This is a genomic window from Lelliottia nimipressuralis (assembly GCF_004115925.1).
Classification (GTDB): domain Bacteria; phylum Pseudomonadota; class Gammaproteobacteria; order Enterobacterales; family Enterobacteriaceae; genus Enterobacter; species Enterobacter nimipressuralis.
Genome location: NZ_SDDX01000017.1, coordinates 61,034 through 80,172, shown reverse-complemented (window position 1 = coordinate 80,172; position 19,139 = coordinate 61,034). Strand labels below are relative to the sequence as shown.

Here is a 19,139-nt window from a genome sequence, read left to right as displayed (position 1 = left end):
AACAAAAAACCCTCCGAAGAGGGTTTGTCGATTACAGGCCAGGGCGAACGCCGAGGGTGTGACAGATGGCGTAACTCATTTCGGCGCGATTCAGGGTGTAGAAATGGAAGTCTTTGACCCCTTCGCGGCTTAAAATCTTCACCATGTCCATCGCGATATTGGCACCGACCAGCTTGCGCGTTTCGGCATCATCGTCCAGCCCTTCGTACATTTTTGACATCCACAGCGGGATGCGCACGTTGGTCATGTCGGCGAATTTCTTCGCCTGCTTGAAGTTGGACACCGGCAGAATGCCTGGAATGATCTCAACATCAATGCCCGCCGTGATGCAGCGGTCGCGGAAACGCAGATAACTTTCCACGTCGAAGAAGAACTGCGTGATCGCACGGTTTGCACCGGCATCCACTTTGCGTTTCAGGTTGAGCAGATCGGCCTGCGCGCTTTTCGCTTCCGGATGCACTTCCGGATACGCCGCCACAGAGATATCAAAATCGCCGACCTCTTTCAGTAACGCCACCAGGTCGGTTGCGTACATATCCGGTTTACCGCTGCCCGGTGGCAGGTCGCCGCGCAGGGCGACGATATGGCGAATGCCGTTGTCCCAGTAGTCCTGGGCGATAGTGCGCAGTTCGTCGCGGGTCGCGTCGATACAGGTCAGATGCGGTGCCGCTTCCAGACCGGTGCGATCCTTAATGCCTTTAATAATGCTGTGCGTACGGTCGCGCTCACCGGAGTTGGCACCGTAAGTCACAGAGACGAACTTCGGTTTCAGGCTGCTCAGGCGATCGATAGAGCTCCACAGGGTTTGCTCCATTTCACTGGTGCGCGGCGGAAAGAATTCAAAAGAGACGTTAATCTGGCCCTGCACTTCAGCCAGGCTCTGATTCAGGGCTTCCCGCTGGTTGGCGTGAAAAAAGCTCATACCTTACCTCATCAATCGCGTGATAATTATTGCTGTTTATAAACATCTATCCATTTAGACGTCTGGATGTAAAAATGACGGAAAAGCGGGATGACGTCAACAGAAATCATCGGCATTAACGGTGAGGAATGTTCAGGAAAGATGAAGAACGTTCATGATGGCGGGGAGAAGTGCAGGGTGAGCGCGGTCTGGCGCCCTCACCCTTGCCCTCCCCCGTCGGGAGAGGGAATCAAAAAGACTACAGCAGCTGCGCCAGGCGATTAATATCTGACTGAATCGCCCCAGCGGTGACGTCGCGCCCCGCGCCTGGCCCACGAATCACCAGCGGGTTATCACGGTACCAGCGGCTTTCAATGGCGAAGACGTTATCGCACGGCAGCAACGCCGCCAGAGGATGCTCAGGGCGAACGGCCTCAACACCGACGCGGGCTTTGCCGTTGGCGTCAAAACGGGCCACATAGCGCAGAACCAGCCCCATTTCGCGTGCCGCTTCCAGGCGTGACACCATCTGTTCGTTCAGCTCCTCACCGTTCTCGAAGAAGTGATCGACCGACCCCTCTTCGCAACCGGCCGGAACCAGCGACTCCACACGCACCTGGCCTGGCTCAATGTCGTAACCCGCTTCACGCGCCAGAATGACCAGCTTGCGCATCACGTCTTTTCCGGCGAGATCCACGCGCGGATCCGGCTCCGTCAGCCCCTGCTGCCACGCCTGGTCCACCAGGTCCGTAAACGGAACGGTGCCGTCAAACTGCAGGAACAACCAGGAGAGGGTACCGGAGAAGATACCGCTGATTGCCAGAATGCTGTCGCCGCTGTCGATCAGGTCGCGCACGGTGTGGTTCACCGGCAGACCGGCACCCACAGTGGCGTTATACAGCCAGTGACGACCGGTTTTCTCAAACGCGTCGTGGATTTGGCGGTATTTATCGGTGCTGCTTGCGCCGGCCAGTTTGTTCGCGCTGATGACGTGGAAACCGTGGCTGGCAAAATCGAGGTACTGATCGGCCAGCTGCTCGCTGGCAGTGACGTCCAGCACGACCAGATCGTCGTACGGGTGCGCGCGCATCCACAGGAAGAGGGATTCTTCGTCCTGTTCGACCGCTTCATCGTTGAAAAATGCGAGCGCGCGGCTGGCGTCCAGCCCGTCGTAGTTCAGCAGGCTGCGGCGGCTGTCCACCACGCCCGCCAATACAAATTCAAAACCGGTGCGTGCAGAGAGCGTCGTTTGCTCGCGGGCAAACAGCTCCAGCCAGCGGGAACCGATATTCCCCTTACCGAACAACACCAGGCCGATACGTTTTTCCGCGCGGAACAGGGTGGTGTGCAGCCCCTGAATCAGGCTCTCGGTGGGGCCTTTACGCAGCACGGCGACCAGGCTGATGCCCTCTTCCGACTGCCAGGTGAACTCCACCGGCTGGCCTTTCAGCTGTTGCCAGAAACGGTGGCAATGGAGCGGGTTACGGGTGACACCCGCGCCGACCATCGCGACCAGCGCCAGCCCCTGACGCAGGCGAAGTTCGCCCGGCAATCCGGCTTCATCAAGGATTTTCAGCGCGCTGTCAGCCACTTCGGCGGTGTAGCAGAACTGCAGCAGCTGGCGGTCATTGTGAACGCCAACGGCCAGAGGGCGCACCTGGGCACGCTTGAGGATCAGGTCGATATCTTTGTGCGCCAGTTTGAAATCTTGTCCGGCAGGCACCTGGAATTCGATCAGGCAAATATCATCGTGACTGGTCACGATGCGCGCGCCTGTGCCCGAGGCCAGTACGCGTTCGATACGGGTCGAGCCTTTATCTGGGGTGTAGCTACAGCGCAGCTGCAGGTCGATATCGCTGCCCGAAACAGGCTGTAAGGTACGGGCGTGGAGCACCGGTGCTGCCAGACGCGCCAGCTCACTGGCTTCGTCCAGACGCAGCAGCGGCAGCAGACAGGCATCTTTTACTTTGCGCGGGTCTGCGCTATACACCCCGGCCACATCGCTCCAGATAGTGACGCGAGACGCCCCCGCCAGCGCACCGATTTGCGTTGCCGAGTAATCCGAGCCGTTACGGCCCAGCAGCACGGTTTCGCCCGCGTTGCTGCGGCTGATAAAGCCCGTCACGACAATGCGTTTGCCAGGATGCTGCACCAGCAGCTGTTGCAGCAGAGGATAAGAGAGGCCCTCGTCGACCTGCGGTTGTGCCGCACGCTCAGCGCGCAGGAAATCGCGCGCGTCCAGCCACACGGCCTCCAGCCCTTGCTGCTCCAGGACTGCCGCCATCAGGCGCGCAGACCAGACTTCACCGTGGCCGACCACTTCAGCGTAAACCGCTTCGGTCACGCCGCTGTCCAGTAATCCGGCCAGACGCTCCAGATCGTGAACAAATGCGCTGATGAGGCTGTCTGCCGCGTCCGCAGGCAGCAGGCCGGCGATCAGATCGCTCTGATAGCGGCGTAACGTTTGTTGAACCTGATGCGCAGAAAGGCGATCGGTCTGGCTTAATTTCAGCCAGCTAATCAACTGGTTGGTAGTACTGCCTGCCGCCGAGACAACCATCATGTCGCCCGGCATCGAATACTCCGCCATGATCCCTGCGACACGCAGGTAACATTTCACATCAGCAAGACTACTACCACCAAACTTGTGCAGCTGGCGACCCTTCGCCCCTGCCTGCGCTATCACACTCATGATTACCCCTTGGCTGCGACCCGGAAGGCATTTTCCAGATCGGCAATTAAATCTTCACAGTCTTCAATACCGGTTGAGATGCGTAACAGCGTCTCGGAAATTCCGGCGGCGGCACGCGCCTCTGGCGCCATGCCTGCGTGCGTCATTGTCGCGGCGTGGGAGATCAAGCTTTCGACTCCCCCTAAGGATTCCGCCAGCGTAAACAGTGACAATCCGCTCAGGAAGCGACGCAGCGTTTGCTCATCGCCATCCAGTTCAAAACTTAACATCGCGCCAAAACCTTTCTGCTGGCGCGCGGCAATCTCGTGGCCCTGATTTTCCGGCAGCGACGGGTGATATAACTTTTTCACCAGCGGCTGGTTTTTCAGGAACTCGACAATCGCCTGGGCATTACGCTGTGCCACTTCCATGCGCGGCGACAGCGTACGCAGACCGCGCAACAGCAGATAGCTATCGAACGCGCTGCCGGTGACGCCAATGTTATTGGCCCACCATGCCAGTTCAGTGACAACCTCCGGATCTTTTGCAATCACCACCCCGGCGACCACGTCCGAGTGGCCGTTCAAATATTTGGTGCATGAATGCAATACCAGATCCGCACCCAGCGAAAGCGGGTTCTGAAGCGCCGGACTGAGGAACGTATTATCCACTACACTTATCGCTCCCGCATCCCTTGCGAGCTGACAAATTTTCGCAATATCGACAACGCGCAGTAATGGATTGCTTGGACTTTCCACCAGAACCAGCTTTGGCTTTTGGGCCAGCGCCTGTTGTAGCGCTTTTTCGTCATTCTGATCGACGAATAAAACACGGTAACAGCCGCGTTTTTCCAGGCTGTCGAACAGACGGTAGCTGCCGCCGTAACAGTCGTGCGGAGCCACCAGCAGATCGCCAGGTTTCAGGAACACGGTCGTCACCAGGTGAATGGCCGACATACCGGTATTAGTCAGTACCGCGCCTGCACCGCCTTCCAGCTCCGCCAGCGCGCGCTGGGTCACGTCACGCGTAGGGTTGCCACGACGCGAGTAGTCATGCGCACGGGGTTCATTAAATCCGGTGAAATTGTAAGTACTGGAAAGATGAATCGGCGGGACAACGCAGCCGTACTGCTCGTCATCATTTAATCCGCTACGCACTGCGATAGTGGCCTGTTTACGCGTCATGGTGAAGGCTTCCTGGCGAAAGAGGTGAAAAGTCAGGCACCAGAGTAAACACTGAAACTATAGACGTCAATACATCTGGACATCTAAACCTCTTTGCGTATAGATTGAGCAATGCGAGAATAGCCGTTAAAATTACATGCTTTAGGACACGCCGCCGACGCAATATCCGTGTCACGGTATCGTCCTTACGGTAAACTACGCGAGATTACGGTTAAAAGCCTTATCAAAGCTAGGGTTTTAGCCTTTATTAATGACAAAGAGGATTAAAGGTCTCATGGCTGAATGGAGCGGCGAATATATCAGCCCATACGCTGAGCACGGTAAGAAGAGTGAACAAGTAAAGAAAATTACGGTTTCCATTCCTCTGAAGGTGTTGAAGATCCTCACCGATGAACGCACGCGTCGTCAGGTGAACAACCTGCGTCACGCGACCAACAGCGAACTGCTGTGCGAAGCATTTCTGCATGCGTTTACTGGTCAGCCGTTGCCGAACGATGAAGACCTGCGCAAAGAGCGTAGCGACGAAATCCCGGAAGCGGCGAAAGTGATCATGCGTGAACTGGGTATCGACCCGGATACGTGGGAATACTAACTGCGGTGTGATCCCGCTGAGGTGACTCAGCGGGATGGTTTCCTAGAAGTTGTAGCCCAGGCCGACACGCAGACGCGTCTGGCGATCGTCGCTGGTAGCCGTGTTATAGCCGGAAGAGACGTTGCCCACTTCGATAAATGGGATCCATGAGTCGATGTTATAAGCCACGCGGAAGTTATATTCGTAATCTTCTTTTTTATTGTTATACAGATCTTCGTTATCGGCGAACTTATAAATTCCGTTCAGTTCGAACATCCAGCTATCAATATTATAACCCAGCCACATTTCCGGGCGATAAACCATACGGTCATCTTTACCATCCGCGTTACGGCGAGTGTATTCTGTACGATAGCGGAAAGCCGTCCACCAGCTGTCATTAATATTATATTGCACGCGCAGATAAGGCTTATAAATGGTCATGTCGTCACCCATTTCTACAGCGACGCCCGGTTGCCAGATAAAATATTGCCAGGTGAACTGATAGCTGGCGGTATATTCGTTGCTGTTACTTTCCATATTATTAAGCGCGTCGTTAGACTGCTTCTCATCGGAGCGAGATACCGCCTCCACAGCCACGCCAAACCCAGTGCCAAAGCGATGTGACATGTACACACGGTCGTAGTTACGCCCGTCGTCATAATACTCGTGTCGGTAATCAACGTATCCCGCTTGCGCCGCACAAGATAATAATGGCAGCACAAATAACAGTTGCTTCATTTTCATAACAGTTCCCTCGAAGTAAACGCGCCCTGAAAGCCATTGCAGATGAAATGGCAAATAAGAATTCATGTCGAGCGAAGTGTAATTTTACGTAATGAGGGAAACCTTTTATTTTTTGACACACAAAGAAAAACAATGGCAAAGAATTAAAGAATACGAAGATGCAGTTCACTAACCGTTAAAGAATACACCAGACAAATATATTAAATACGACAGTACCTGGTTATTTATTTTTAAGATAAATATTAAATGCGGATTTATTCAGGAAGGATATTACAGGCACAAAAAAAGCGCCTTTCGGCGCTTTTTTTTTTCGGGTAGCTTATTTTGCGCCCGGGATGCTGAAACGCTTGTTGAAGCGGTCAACACGGCCACCGGTTGCAACATCACGCTGCTTACCAGTGTAGAACGGGTGGCATTGACCACAAACGTCCAGGTTCAGATCGTGACCCACTGTAGAGCGGATTTTGATCGCGTTACCGCAAGAGCAGTTTGCAGTAATAAAATCGTATTTCGGGTGAATATCTTTTTTCATGGGGAGAACCTCAGTTAAGGCCGCGTCGCTCTTCCAGCCCTAACGCCAGACACCACGCGATGTTAATAATTGCCCGTAGCCTTCCTCGCCGCTTCTGCGTTAGCTGCATTCCAGCAGCGCGAATTCTTCGGGTAATAGCTATTTTGATGCGGATAAACCTACACCAAAGGCGGCGAATCATACAGAATTCAACCAGCGTATGCAAACTGATCCGCACGCCTACAGCAACTAATGTGTATACTAACGCGCCACTTTTCAAGTCAGGAAGATTCGATGCCCGTCGCTCACGTTGCCCTGCCCGTTCCGCTTCCCCGCACCTTTGACTATCTGCTGCCCGACAGCATGAGCGTCAAAGCGGGCTGTCGCGTGAGCGTGCCCTTTGGTAAGCAGCAGCGCGTCGGGATCGTAGTATCAGTAAGCGATAAAAGCGAGCTGCCCCTCAACGAACTGAAAGCCGTGGTCGAAGTTCTGGACGACGAGCCAGTTTACTCGTCAAGTGTCTGGCGACTGCTGCTGTGGGCCGCTGATTATTATCATCACCCGATTGGCGACGTGCTGTTCCACGCCCTGCCGATTCTGCTGCGTCAGGGCAAAAGCGCCAGCCATGCGCCGATGTGGTACTGGTTTGCCACCGAGCAGGGCCAGGCCGTGGATATCAACAGCCTCAAGCGCTCTCCTAAACAGCAGCAGGCGCTTGCCGCTCTGCGTCAGGGAAGGATTTGGCGTCATCAGGTGACTGACCTGGATTTTAACGACGCGGCGCTGCAAGGGTTACGCAAGAAAGGTCTGTGCGAGCTGGCCAGCGAATCCCCGGCGCTGGTGGACTGGCGCAACGGGTTTTCCGTGGCGGGCGACCGCCTGCGTCTTAACACCGAGCAGGCCACCGCCGTAGGGGCTATTCACAGCGCCTCCGACCGTTTCTCTGCCTGGTTACTCGCGGGCGTCACCGGGTCCGGTAAGACTGAAGTCTATCTGAGCATTCTCGAAAACGTGCTCGCTCAGGGCAAACAGGCGCTGGTGATGGTGCCGGAAATCGGCCTCACGCCACAAACTATCGCCCGTTTTCGCGAACGCTTTAACGCCCCGGTGGAAGTGCTGCACTCCGGTTTAAACGATACCGAGCGCCTCAGCGCCTGGCTGAAAGCCAAAAACGGTGAGGCCGCAATTGTGATTGGCACCCGTTCATCGCTTTTTACACCCTTTAAAAATCTTGGCGTCATCGTGATCGACGAAGAGCACGACAGCTCCTATAAGCAGCAGGAAGGCTGGCGTTATCACGCTCGCGACCTGGCGGTGTATCGGGCGCACAGCGAACAGATTCCGATTATTCTTGGCTCAGCAACGCCTGCGCTGGAAACGCTGCACAACGTGCGTCAGCGCAAATATCACATGCTGCGTCTGACGCGCCGCGCGGGAAACGCACGCCCGGCGACGCAGCACGTGCTGGATCTGAAAGGTCAGCCGGTGCAGGCGGGGCTGGCTCCCGCGCTCATCAGCCGTATGCGTCAGCACTTACAGGCCGACAATCAGGTGATTCTGTTCCTGAACCGCCGCGGGTTCGCGCCGACGCTGCTGTGCCACGACTGCGGCTGGATTGCCGAGTGCCCGCGCTGCGATCACTATTACACCCTGCACCAGGCGCAGCATCATCTGCGCTGCCACCATTGTGACAGCCAGCGCCCGGTGCCGCGCCAGTGCCCGTCGTGCGGCTCCACGCATATGGTGCCTGTGGGTCTGGGTACCGAGCAGCTTGAACAGGCGCTCGCGCCGTTCTTCCCCGGCGTACCGCTGTCGCGTATCGATCGCGATACCACCAGCCGTAAAGGGGCGCTTGAACAACAGCTAGCCGAAGTGCATCGCGGCGGTGCGCGTATTCTGATTGGTACGCAGATGCTGGCCAAAGGCCATCACTTCCCGGACGTGACGCTGGTGGCATTGCTGGACGTCGATGGCGCACTGTTCTCCGCCGATTTCCGCTCCGCCGAGCGCTTTGCCCAGCTCTATACCCAGGTTGCAGGCCGCGCCGGACGGGCCGGAAAACAGGGCGAAGTGGTGCTGCAAACCCATCATCCTGAACATCCGCTGCTGCAAACCTTGCTGCATAAAGGCTACGATGCGTTTGCCGAGCAGGCGCTGGCCGAGCGTCAGACCCTGCAGCTGCCGCCGTGGACCAGCCATGTGATTATCCGCGCCGAAGATCATAACAATCAGCAGGCCCCGCTTTTCCTGCAGCAGCTTCGCAATCTGCTGCAGGCCAGCCCGCTGGTGGATAATCAATTGTGGATATTAGGCCCGGTCCCGGCGCTGGCCCCTAAACGCGGCGGCCGCTATCGCTGGCAGATTCTGCTTCAGCACCCGTCGCGCGTACGTCTGCAACACGTCATCAGCGGTACGCTGGCGCTGATCAATACCCTGCCCGAGGCACGCAAAGTGAAATGGGTTCTCGACGTCGATCCGATTGAAGGTTAACGATTGCTGCGAGAGTGATCGAAAAATTTAACGCACCTCACACTTTTTATGAAAATTCTGTAACCGCTTCCACAAACTATCTGTAAAAATGGATGCGTCAGAAGTTCGGTGGTCCTGCGAGGAGAAGACGTTGAAGTCCAGGAAAGAGGTTGCTTCGGCGACCATGAAAGACGTTGCCCAGAGAGCCAAAGTATCCACGGCAACGGTGTCCCGCGCATTAATGAACCCGGATAAAGTCTCTCAGGCGACGCGTAATCGCGTCGAGCAGGCGGCGCTGGAAGTGGGCTATTTGCCGCAAGCCATGGGGCGTAATGTAAAGCGTAACGAATCGCGTACAATTCTGGTTATCGTGCCGGATATTTGCGATCCCTTCTTCAGCGAAATAATCCGTGGCATTGAAGTGACCGCTGCGGAACAAGGCTATCTGGTGCTGATCGGCGATTGTGCCCACCAGAATCAGCAAGAAAAAACCTTTATTGACCTGATTATCACCAAGCAGATCGACGGCATGCTGCTGCTCGGCTCGCGCCTGCCGTTTGATGCCAGTATCGAAGAGCAGCGCAATCTGCCGCCGATGGTTATGGCGAACGAGTTCGCGCCAGAACTGGAGCTGCCAACCGTCCACATCGATAACCTCACCGCCGCCTTTAACGCCGTGAATTATCTTCAGGAACTGGGACATAAGCGCATTGGCTGTATCGCCGGGCCGGAAGAGATGCCGCTGTGCCACTATCGCCTGCAGGGTTACGTTCAGGCGCTGCGTCGCGCGGGTGTGACGGTCGATCCACATTACATCGCCCGTGGCGATTTTACCCTCGAAGCCGGTGGCCTCGCACTGGAAAAATTACTCGCGCAACCAGAGCCGCCAACCGCCGTGTTCTGTCACAGCGATGTGATGGCGCTGGGGGCGTTGTCCTATGCCAAACGTCGCGGTCTGCGAGTGCCAAAAGACTTGTCGATCATTGGCTTCGATAACATTTCGCTCTCCGAGTTTTGCGATCCGCCGCTCTCGACGGTCGCACAGCCGCGCTACGACATTGGCCGCGAAGCGATGCTCTTGCTTCTCGATCAGCTGCACGGTCAAACGGTCAGCAGCGGCTCGCGTTTACTCGATTGCGAGCTGATCATTCGAGGCTCCACACAGGCGCTTACTTAAAGTAAATGTCTTTCAGACTCCCTTATCTGGTCAAAGGCCCGCCGCTTAAGTAACATGGCGGGCTGACGAACGAATAAATACAGCGAAACGATAGTGGCACAACGAGATTATGTACGTCGCGGCCAGCCGGCACCTTCGCGACGCAAAAAGAGCACCTCACGGAGCAAGCAGCGTAGCCTGCCCTCTGTCTCGCCAGCAATGGTCGCGATTGCTGCCGCCGTTCTGGTGGCCTTCATCGGTGGTCTGTACTTTATTACTCACCACAAGAAAGAAGATGCTGAAGCCCTTCAGGGCAACAAGGTCGTAGGCAATGGTTTGCCGCCAAAACCGGAAGAGCGCTGGCGCTATATCAAAGAGCTGGAGAGCCGTCAGCCGGGTGTGCGTGCGCCCACTGAGCCTTCCGCCGGTGGCGAAGTGAAAAACGCCGATCAGTTGACCAACGAACAGCGCCAGCTGCTGGCCCAGATGCAGGCCGACATGCGCCAGCAGCCGACTCAGCTGAACGAAGTGCCGTGGAATGAACAGACCCCACAGCAGCGCCAGCAAACCCTGCAACGTCAGCGCCAGGTTCAGCAGCAAGTGCAACAGCAACAACAGCAGCAGTGGACGCAAACGCAGCCAGTGCAACAGCCTCGTACGCAGCCGCGCGTGACGGAACAACCGTATCAGCAGCCGCAGCAACAGACGCGTACGGTGCAGACCCAGCCAGTTCAACAGCCGCCGAAAACGCAGACGCAAAAACCGGCGACGTCGACTCAGCCGTATCAGGATCTGCTGCAAACGCCTGCGCATACCGCCGCGCAGCAGCCTAAAGCGCAGCCACAGCAGAGCGCACCGGTGGCACAGGCAACCGAGGCGCCGAAGCAGACGGCGGAGAAAAAAGATGAGCGCCGCTGGATGGTTCAGTGCGGTTCGTTTAAAGGCGCAGAGCAGGCCGAAACCGTGCGCGCCCAGCTCGCGTTCGAAGGATTTGATTCACGCATTACCACCAATAACGGCTGGAATCGCGTGGTCATTGGACCGGTCAAAGGCAAAGATAATGCCGATGGGACCATTAGCCGTCTGAAGATCGCCGGCCACACAAACTGCATTCGACTCGCTTCCGGGGGTTGAAACCCCCAAAATCCCCCCCATCTATCATTCTATTCAGCCCCGAGCACAGGCTCGGGGTATCTGTTCCCAATTTGTAACCAGGGGGTCTGCTCGTGACAACAATTGTAAGTGTACGCCGTAACGGCCATGTGGTAATTGCCGGCGACGGCCAGGCCACGCTGGGTAATACCGTCATGAAGGGCAACGTGAAGAAAGTTCGCCGTCTGTATAACGACAAAGTGATCGCCGGTTTCGCTGGCGGCACCGCTGACGCCTTTACGCTGTTTGAACTGTTTGAACGTAAACTGGAAATGCATCAGGGCCATCTGGTCAAAGCCGCCGTTGAGCTGGCGAAAGACTGGCGTACCGACCGCATGCTGCGCAAACTTGAAGCGCTGCTGGCCGTTGCCGATGAAAACGCGTCGCTGATCATTACCGGTAATGGTGACGTCGTTCAGCCAGAAAACGATCTGATTGCTATCGGCTCCGGCGGTCCTTACGCCCAGGCCGCAGCGCGCGCTCTGCTGGAAAATACCGAACTGAGCGCCCGCGAAATTGCCGAGAAGGCGTTGGGTATTGCAGGTGATATCTGCATCTACACCAACCACTTCCATACCATCGAAGAATTGAACTCTAAAGCGTAAGGATCTCCCATGTCTGAAATGACCCCACGCGAAATTGTCAGCGAGCTGAACAAGCACATCATTGGCCAGGATAACGCGAAACGCTCCGTTGCCATTGCCCTGCGTAACCGCTGGCGCCGCATGCAGCTCGACGAAGAGCTGCGCCATGAAGTGACGCCAAAAAACATTCTGATGATCGGCCCGACCGGTGTCGGTAAAACCGAAATCGCCCGTCGTCTGGCGAAACTCGCCAACGCACCGTTCATCAAAGTCGAAGCCACTAAGTTCACCGAAGTGGGCTATGTGGGGAAAGAAGTGGATTCCATCATCCGCGATCTGACCGACTCTGCGATTAAAATGGTGCGCATTCAGTCGATCGAGAAAAACCGCTACCGCGCTGAAGAGATGGCGGAAGAGCGTATTCTCGACGTGCTGATCCCACCGGCGAAAAATAACTGGGGACAGTCCGAGCAACCCGCTGAGCCTTCTGCGGCGCGCCAGTCCTTCCGCAAAAAACTGCGTGAAGGGGAGCTGGACGACAAAGAGATTGAAATCGATCTCGCCGCAGCACCTATGGGTGTTGAAATCATGTCCCCTCCGGGCATGGAAGAGATGACCAGCCAGCTGCAGTCCATGTTCCAGAACCTGGGCGGCCAGAAGCAAAAACCGCGTAAGCTGAAAATCAAAGATGCGATGAAGCTGCTGATCGAAGAAGAAGCGGCAAAACTTGTGAATCCGGAAGAGCTGAAACAAGACGCTATCGACGCGGTTGAACAGCACGGTATCGTGTTCATCGATGAAATCGACAAAATCTGTAAGCGCGGCGAATCCAACGGCCCGGACGTGTCCCGCGAAGGCGTTCAGCGCGACCTGCTGCCGCTGGTTGAGGGCTGCACTGTGTCGACCAAACACGGCATGGTCAAAACCGACCATATCCTGTTTATCGCATCTGGTGCCTTCCAGGTGGCTAAGCCGTCCGATTTAATCCCGGAACTGCAGGGCCGTCTGCCAATTCGCGTTGAGCTGCAGGCGCTGACCACCGAAGATTTCGAGCGCATCCTGACCGAGCCAAATGCCTCCATTACCGTGCAGTACAAAGCGCTGATGGCGACCGAAGGCGTGAACATTGAGTTCACCGAAGACGGTATCAAACGCATCGCACAGGCCGCGTGGCAGGTGAACGAAACCACCGAGAACATCGGTGCGCGTCGTCTGCATACGGTGCTGGAGCGTCTGGTGGAAGATATCTCTTATGAAGCCAGCGATCTGAACGGTCAAAGTATTACCATTGATGCAGATTATGTGAGTAAACATCTGGATGCGTTAGTGGCAGATGAAGATCTGAGCCGTTTTATCCTATAATCGCGCTTAATGTAATTTCATCATCATTGATGGGGGCTACTGCCCCCATTTTTATTGGCTAAATACTATGACTGATATCAGCCGTACTCAGGCGTGGCTTGAAAGCTTACGTCCTAAGACCTTACCTTTGGCATTCGCTGCCATCGTCGTTGGCTCCGCACTGGCATGGTGGCAGGGGCATTTCGATCCGCTGGTCGCCGGGCTGGCGCTTATCACGGCCGGTTTGCTGCAAATCCTCTCAAATCTCGCCAATGACTATGGTGATGCGGTGAAAGGCAGCGATAAACCCGACCGTATCGGGCCGCTGCGCGGGATGCAAAAAGGGGTGATTACTCAGGCGCAGATGAAGCGCGCGCTGGTTATCACCGTGGTGCTGATCTGTCTGTCGGGTCTGTCGCTGGTGTCAGTGGCCTGTAAAACCACCGCGGATTTCATCGGCTTTATGGTGCTGGGCGGGCTGGCTATCGTGGCGGCAATCACTTACACCGTGGGTACGCGTCCCTACGGATACATTGGCCTGGGTGATATCTCCGTGCTGGTGTTCTTCGGCTGGCTAAGCGTCATGGGGAGCTGGTATCTGCAGGCACACACGCTGATTCCGGCCATTTTCCTGCCGGCCACCGCCTGCGGTTTACTGGCGACGGCAGTGTTGAACATCAATAATTTGCGCGATATTGACAGCGACCGTCTGAACGGCAAAAACACCCTCGCAGTGCGCTTAGGCCCGGTCAACGCGCGTCGCTATCACGCCGCTCTGCTGATGGGTGCGTTGGTCTGCCTGGCGTTGTTTAACCTGATTTCACTGCACAGCATCTGGGGCTGGCTGTTCGTCCTGGCCGCGCCGCTGCTGATTAAACAGGCCCGTTTCGTGATGCGCGAGATGAGTCCTGCCGCGATGCCGCCGATGCTCGAACGCACGGTAAAAGGCGCGCTGCTGACTAACCTGTTGTTTGTCATCGGAATTGTGTTAAGCCAGACGATCGGTTAACTGACAAATATCAATTAACAATTGATGATTTTGCCAACAATGCGTTTCGCGCGATATACTGAACACATTCGCAGCAACCAGACATTAAACCTATGAAATACGATACTTCCGAGCTTTGTGACATCTACCAGGAAGATGTCAACGTCGTGGAACCGCTGTTCTCCAACTTTGGAGGACGGTCATCGTTTGGCGGACAGATCATCACGGTAAAATGTTTCGAGGATAATGGGTTGCTGTATGAACTTCTCGAACAGAACGGCCGTGGTCGCATTCTGCTGGTCGATGGAGGGGGTTCTATGCGTCGTGCGTTAATCGATGCCGACCTTGCCCGTCTCGCCGTGCAAAACGAGTGGGAAGGACTGGTGGTGTATGGCGCGGTGCGTCAGGTGGACGATCTCGAAGAGCTGGATTTAGGCATCCAGGCCATCGCGGCGATTCCGGTCGGCGCGGCGGGTGACGGCATCGGCGAAAGCGACGTGCGCGTCAACTTCGGCGGCGTAACCTTCTTCTCGGGCGACCATCTCTACGCCGACAATACCGGGATTATCCTTCCGAAGATCCGCTGGATATCGAGTAATAAAAAAGCCGGGTGGCGTTTACGCTTACCCGGCCTACTTTTCTGCGTCACCCTTCCCCTGACGATTTCGCGCGATAGCAAAGCTGTTACGGCGCGAAAGAGGACGGGGAATTAAACTTCTTCCATACGCCCTAACAGCGCCTGCAGACGATCCTGCCAGCCGTTCTGCTGCTCACGCAGCTGGCTGTTTTCGCGCTCGAGCTCTTCGCGGCCATGTTGTGCAGCCTGCACTTCCTGCGACAGCGAATTGTTTTTCTCTTTCAGCTCTTCAATTTCCATCTGCAGCAGCGTGATGGTGTCAATCGCCTGCTGTACTTTCGATTCCAGTTTCTCAAACACTTCTAATGACATGGTCATACCTCTCCTGAATTGCAAGGCGACGCTTTAACGAAAACGCGCACGACATATAGTTGTCGATTGTATGGAGCGCCGCCGTCCCTGTCCAGCGGCACACCGCGCAGATTGCGGTTTGCAACACTTTTCGGCCTGGTCCTGGTGCGTTCGCTGCATATACCCCTAAATTGTTAATACTTTAGTTAATGAAATGATTCAGCTCTCATTTGCAAAATGATGCAAAAATGCGCTTTATGGCGCGATAACGCTCATTTTATTGACGCAGCACACACATTTTGATTTCGATATTTCTCGTTTTTGCTCGTTAACGATAAATTAACACCATGTCTACAGGACATCGTGGCCGCTCAGTCGCTGCGCTAACAATAACATTCATCTTTCTTCAGGATTCCGATTATGAGTCAGACATCAACCTTAAAAGGCCAGTGCATCGCCGAGTTCCTTGGTACCGGGTTGTTGATTTTCTTCGGGGTAGGCTGTGTCGCTGCACTGAAAGTGGCAGGTGCCACGTTTGGCCAGTGGGAAATCAGCATTATCTGGGGTCTGGGTGTGGCGATGGCCATCTACCTGACCGCAGGGGTTTCCGGCGCACATCTTAACCCGGCGGTGACCATCGCGCTGTGGCTGTTCGCGTGCTTCGACAAACGCAAAGTCGTCCCTTTCATCATTTCGCAATTTGCCGGCGCCTTTTGCGCAGCGGCGTTAGTTTACGGGCTTTATTACAATCTTTTCATCGACTTCGAACAGACGCATCATATGGTGCGCGGCAGCGTCGAAAGTCTTGATCTGGCGGGTATCTTCTCCACGTATCCGAACCCACATATCAATTTTGTGCAGGCGTTCGCGGTTGAAATGGTGATTACCGCTATTCTGATGGGCGTCATTATGGCGCTGGGCGATGACGGCAACGGCATTCCGCGTGGCCCGCTGGCACCGCTGCTGATCGGCCTGCTGATTGCGGTAATCGGCGCATCCATGGGGCCGCTGACCGGCTTTGCGATGAACCCGGCGCGTGACCTTGGACCGAAAACCTTCGCTTTCTTCGCCGGCTGGGGCGATGTTGCCTTCACCGGTGGGAAAGATATTCCTTACTTCCTGGTGCCGCTGTTTGGCCCGATTGTAGGGGCTGCGCTGGGTGCATTCGGCTATCGTAAATTAATTGGTCGCCACTTACCGTGCGACACCTGTGTGGAAGAAGAGAAGGAAACGACCTCTGCCACACAACAAAATGCTTCGCTGTAATCTGACTACGGGACACATACTATGACCGACAAAAAATATATCGTTGCGCTCGACCAGGGCACTACCAGCTCCCGCGCTGTCGTAATGGATCATGACGCGAATATCGTCAGCGTGTCGCAGCGCGAATTCGAACAAATTTATCCGAAGCCAGGCTGGGTTGAGCACGACCCGATGGAAATCTGGGCCACCCAAAGCTCCACCCTGGTCGAAGTGCTGGCGAAAGCCGACATCAGCTCCGACGAAATTGCCGCAATTGGTATCACCAACCAGCGTGAAACGGCGATTGTCTGGGAACGCGAAACCGGCAAACCGATCTACAACGCCATCGTCTGGCAGTGCCGCCGCACAGCGGAGATCTGCGAGAAGCTCAAGCGCGACGGCATGGAAGAGTACATCCGCAACGCCACCGGCCTGGTGGTGGACCCGTACTTCTCTGGCACCAAAGTGAAGTGGATTCTGGACCACGTGGAAGGCTCCCGCGAGCGCGCAAAACGCGGCGAACTGCTTTTTGGCACCGTGGACACCTGGCTTATCTGGAAAATGACCCAGGGACGCGTGCACGTCACCGACTACACCAACGCCTCACGTACCATGATGTTCAACATCAACACCCTTGAGTGGGATGACAAGATGCTGGACGCGCTGGATATCCCACGCGCCATGCTGCCGGACGTGCGCAAGTCCTCCGAAGTTTACGGTCAGACCAACATTGGCGGTAAAGGCGGCACGCGTATTCCCATCTCCGGAATCGCCGGTGACCAGCAGGCGGCCCTGTTTGGCCAGCTGTGCGTGAAGGAAGGGATGGCGAAAAACACCTACGGTACCGGCTGCTTTATGCTGATGAACACCGGTGAGAAAGCGGTGAAATCCGACAACGGCCTGCTGACCACCATCGCCTGCGGTCCGAAAGGTGAAGTGAACTATGCGCTGGAAGGCGCGGTATTCATGGCGGGCGCATCCATTCAGTGGCTACGCGACGAGATGAAGCTGATCAGCGACGCGTTCGATTCCGAATATTTCGCGACCAAAGTGAAAGACACCAACGGCGTGTACGTGGTGCCCGCGTTCACGGGTCTCGGCGCGCCATACTGGGACCCGTATGCTCGTGGTGCCATCTTCGGCCTGACGCGTGGTGTGAACTCGAACCACATCATTCGCGCCACGCTGGAATCCATCGCCTACCAGACGCGCGACGTCCTGGAAGCGATGCAGGCAGACTCCGGCATCCGTCTGCACGCCCTGCGCGTGGACGGCGGTGCTGTTGCGAATAACTTCCTGATGCAGTTCCAGTCCGACATTCTGGGCACCCGCGTTGAGCGCCCGGAAGTTCGTGAAGTGACGGCGTTGGGTGCGGCGTATCTGGCCGGTCTGGCGGTTGGCTTCTGGCAGAACCTGGACGAACTGCAAGAGAAAGCGGTGATCGAACGTGAATTCCGCCCAGGCATCGAAACCACCGAGCGTAACGTTCGCTACAGTGGCTGGAAAAAAGCGGTAAAACGCGCTCTGGCGTGGGAAGATCACGACGAATAAGCCTTATCTGCCCTCTCCTCCCGGAGAGGGCATCAAACCGCACCCTCCCCCACTCTGTGATAAACTTCGTGCAATTCCTTTTGACTGCATGAGTATCTGATGAGACGTGAACTTGCTATCGAATTTTCCCGCGTAACCGAAGCCGCCGCCCTGGCGGGCTACAAATGGTTAGGCCGTGGCGATAAAAATATCGCTGACGGTGCTGCCGTCCACGCGATGCGCATTATGCTCAACCAGGTCAACATTGACGGCACCATCGTCATCGGCGAAGGCGAGATCGACGAAGCGCCAATGCTCTTCATTGGCGAAAAAGTCGGTACCGGCAACGGCGACGCGGTGGATATCGCCGTCGACCCAATCGAAGGTACGCGCATGACCGCCATGGGCCAGGCTAACGCGCTGGCAGTCCTGGCCGTCGGCGACAAAGGCTGCTTCCTTAACGCGCCAGATATGTACATGGAAAAGCTGATTGTCGGTCCGGGCGCAAAAGGCGCTATCGATCTCAACCTGCCGCTGGAAGATAACCTGCGTAACGTCGCCGCTGCGCTGGGTAAACCGCTGAGCGAACTCACGGTCACTATTCTGGCGAAGCCGCGCCACGACGTCACCATCGCGCATATGCAGCAACTGGGCGTGCGCGTGTTTGCTATCCCGGATGGCGATGTGGCAGCGTCGATTCTGACCTGTATGCCAGACAGCGAAGTGGATGTCCTCTACGGCATCGGCGGCGCACCGGAAGGCGTAGTGTCAGCCGCCGTGATTCGCGCGCTGGATGGCGATATGCAGGGCCGTCTGCTGGCACGTCACGATGTCAAAGGCGACAACGCAGAGAACCGTCGTATCGGTGAAGACGAACTGGCGCGTTGTAAAGCGATGGGCATCGAAGCTAACAAAGTGCTGCGTCTTGATGAAATGGCGCGCAGCGATAACGTCATCTTCTCGGCCACCGGTATTACCAAAGGCGATCTGCTGGACGGAATTACCCGTAAGGGCAATATGGCGACCACCGAAACCCTGCTGATTCGCGGTAAATCACGCACCATCCGCCGCATTCAGTCGATTCACTATCTCGATCGCAAAGACCCGAACGTACAGACGCACATTCTGTAGGACAATTTGTTCTAATGAGCTTTCCAGCCGCAG

Annotated in this window: 16 protein-coding genes and 1 pseudogene; 11 read left to right on the top strand and 6 right to left on the bottom strand. The window is 55.9% G+C overall.

The features are described 5' to 3' along the window. Positions 1-31 precede the first annotated feature (31 nt). From metF to metB, 3 genes are all read right to left on the bottom strand, one after another. On the bottom strand, positions 32-922 hold the full coding sequence (gene metF, locus ETG88_RS14235) for a methylenetetrahydrofolate reductase (protein WP_102105674.1): 891 nt from the start codon (positions 920-922) through the stop codon (positions 32-34). 238 nt (positions 923-1,160) lie between these two features. Beyond that, complete coding sequence (locus ETG88_RS14230; RefSeq protein WP_129035621.1) at positions 1,161-3,593, bottom strand: bifunctional aspartate kinase/homoserine dehydrogenase II; 2,433 nt, start codon at positions 3,591-3,593, stop codon at positions 1,161-1,163. Between the two features lie 2 nt (positions 3,594-3,595). Next, entirely contained in the window at positions 3,596-4,756 is a 1,161-nt protein-coding gene (metB, locus tag ETG88_RS14225) for a cystathionine gamma-synthase (RefSeq protein WP_123429949.1), read from the bottom strand. Positions 4,757-5,030: 274 nt separating this feature from the next. Here metB and metJ point away from each other — a divergent pair, with 274 nt between their 5' ends. Then, positions 5,031-5,348, top strand: coding sequence for a met regulon transcriptional regulator MetJ (metJ, locus tag ETG88_RS14215; protein WP_015960995.1), 318 nt, complete (start codon positions 5,031-5,033; stop codon positions 5,346-5,348). 42 nt (positions 5,349-5,390) lie between these two features. Here the strand turns inward: metJ and ETG88_RS14210 are convergent, their stop codons facing one another. Together ETG88_RS14210 and rpmE are read right to left on the bottom strand one after the other, a co-directional pair. Beyond that, the gene (locus ETG88_RS14210) at positions 5,391-6,071 is read right to left on the bottom strand and encodes an oligogalacturonate-specific porin KdgM family protein (protein WP_129035619.1); all 681 of its coding nucleotides are present in this window, start codon (positions 6,069-6,071) and stop codon (positions 5,391-5,393) included. 319 nt (positions 6,072-6,390) lie between these two features. Beyond that, on the bottom strand, positions 6,391-6,603 hold the full coding sequence (rpmE, locus tag ETG88_RS14205; RefSeq protein WP_015960996.1) for a 50S ribosomal protein L31: 213 nt from the start codon (positions 6,601-6,603) through the stop codon (positions 6,391-6,393). 273 nt (positions 6,604-6,876) lie between these two features. Between rpmE and priA the strand changes: the two genes are divergently transcribed. From priA to rraA, 7 genes and pseudogenes are all read left to right on the top strand, one after another. Beyond that, positions 6,877-9,072 (top strand): primosomal protein N', encoded by a 2,196-nt coding sequence (gene priA / locus ETG88_RS14200; protein WP_100778381.1) that lies wholly within the window; start codon positions 6,877-6,879, stop codon positions 9,070-9,072. Between the two features lie 130 nt (positions 9,073-9,202). Continuing rightward, positions 9,203-10,228 (top strand): DNA-binding transcriptional regulator CytR, encoded by a 1,026-nt coding sequence (gene cytR, locus ETG88_RS14195; protein ID WP_100778380.1) that lies wholly within the window; start codon positions 9,203-9,205, stop codon positions 10,226-10,228. 93 nt (positions 10,229-10,321) lie between these two features. Beyond that, positions 10,322-11,341, top strand: coding sequence for a cell division protein FtsN (gene ftsN / locus ETG88_RS14190; protein WP_100778379.1), 1,020 nt, complete (start codon positions 10,322-10,324; stop codon positions 11,339-11,341). A gap of 92 nt (positions 11,342-11,433) precedes the next feature. Continuing rightward, positions 11,434-11,964: an ATP-dependent protease subunit HslV gene (hslV, locus tag ETG88_RS14185; protein ID WP_100778378.1), complete on the top strand. Its 531-nt coding sequence runs from the start codon at positions 11,434-11,436 to the stop codon at positions 11,962-11,964. 9 nt (positions 11,965-11,973) lie between these two features. Further along, complete coding sequence (hslU, locus tag ETG88_RS14180) at positions 11,974-13,305, top strand: ATP-dependent protease ATPase subunit HslU (RefSeq protein WP_100778377.1); 1,332 nt, start codon at positions 11,974-11,976, stop codon at positions 13,303-13,305. Between the two features lie 67 nt (positions 13,306-13,372). Continuing rightward, positions 13,373-14,293 carry a 1,4-dihydroxy-2-naphthoate polyprenyltransferase gene (gene menA / locus ETG88_RS14175; protein ID WP_100778376.1) on the top strand — a complete coding sequence of 307 codons (921 nt, stop codon included), beginning with the start codon at positions 13,373-13,375 and terminating at the stop codon, positions 14,291-14,293. Positions 14,294-14,385: 92 nt separating this feature from the next. Further along, a pseudogene (gene rraA, locus ETG88_RS14170) lies at positions 14,386-14,870 on the top strand (ribonuclease E activity regulator RraA). Positions 14,871-14,981: 111 nt separating this feature from the next. On the opposite strand, the gene zapB reads toward rraA, so the two are convergent. After that, on the bottom strand, positions 14,982-15,227 hold the full coding sequence (gene zapB, locus ETG88_RS14165; RefSeq protein WP_100778374.1) for a septal ring assembly protein ZapB: 246 nt from the start codon (positions 15,225-15,227) through the stop codon (positions 14,982-14,984). A gap of 393 nt (positions 15,228-15,620) precedes the next feature. On the opposite strand from zapB, the gene ETG88_RS14160 reads away from it, so the two are divergent. The 3 genes from ETG88_RS14160 to glpX all read left to right on the top strand — a co-directional run bounded on the left by ETG88_RS14160 (position 15,621) and on the right by glpX (position 19,106). Beyond that, entirely contained in the window at positions 15,621-16,466 is an 846-nt protein-coding gene (locus tag ETG88_RS14160) for an MIP/aquaporin family protein (protein ID WP_100778373.1), read from the top strand. Positions 16,467-16,487: 21 nt separating this feature from the next. Then, positions 16,488-17,996: a glycerol kinase GlpK gene (gene glpK, locus ETG88_RS14155; protein WP_100778372.1), complete on the top strand. Its 1,509-nt coding sequence runs from the start codon at positions 16,488-16,490 to the stop codon at positions 17,994-17,996. Positions 17,997-18,095: 99 nt separating this feature from the next. Then, positions 18,096-19,106, top strand: coding sequence for a class II fructose-bisphosphatase (glpX, locus tag ETG88_RS14150; RefSeq protein WP_123429946.1), 1,011 nt, complete (start codon positions 18,096-18,098; stop codon positions 19,104-19,106). Positions 19,107-19,139 lie beyond the last annotated feature (33 nt).

Coding starts and splice junctions, on each gene's coding strand:
- metF (WP_102105674.1), bottom strand. CDS start 922: ATGAGCTTTTTTCACGCCAACCAGCGGGAAGCCCTGAATCAGAGCCTG.
- ETG88_RS14230 (WP_129035621.1), bottom strand. CDS start 3,593: ATGAGTGTGATAGCGCAGGCAGGGGCGAAGGGTCGCCAGCTGCACAAG.
- metB (WP_123429949.1), bottom strand. CDS start 4,756: ATGACGCGTAAACAGGCCACTATCGCAGTGCGTAGCGGATTAAATGAT.
- metJ (WP_015960995.1), top strand. CDS start 5,031: ATGGCTGAATGGAGCGGCGAATATATCAGCCCATACGCTGAGCACGGT.
- ETG88_RS14210 (WP_129035619.1), bottom strand. CDS start 6,071: ATGAAAATGAAGCAACTGTTATTTGTGCTGCCATTATTATCTTGTGCG.
- rpmE (WP_015960996.1), bottom strand. CDS start 6,603: ATGAAAAAAGATATTCACCCGAAATACGATTTTATTACTGCAAACTGC.
- priA (WP_100778381.1), top strand. CDS start 6,877: ATGCCCGTCGCTCACGTTGCCCTGCCCGTTCCGCTTCCCCGCACCTTT.
- hslU (WP_100778377.1), top strand. CDS start 11,974: ATGTCTGAAATGACCCCACGCGAAATTGTCAGCGAGCTGAACAAGCAC.
- menA (WP_100778376.1), top strand. CDS start 13,373: ATGACTGATATCAGCCGTACTCAGGCGTGGCTTGAAAGCTTACGTCCT.
- zapB (WP_100778374.1), bottom strand. CDS start 15,227: ATGACCATGTCATTAGAAGTGTTTGAGAAACTGGAATCGAAAGTACAG.
- ETG88_RS14160 (WP_100778373.1), top strand. CDS start 15,621: ATGAGTCAGACATCAACCTTAAAAGGCCAGTGCATCGCCGAGTTCCTT.
- glpK (WP_100778372.1), top strand. CDS start 16,488: ATGACCGACAAAAAATATATCGTTGCGCTCGACCAGGGCACTACCAGC.
- glpX (WP_123429946.1), top strand. CDS start 18,096: ATGAGACGTGAACTTGCTATCGAATTTTCCCGCGTAACCGAAGCCGCC.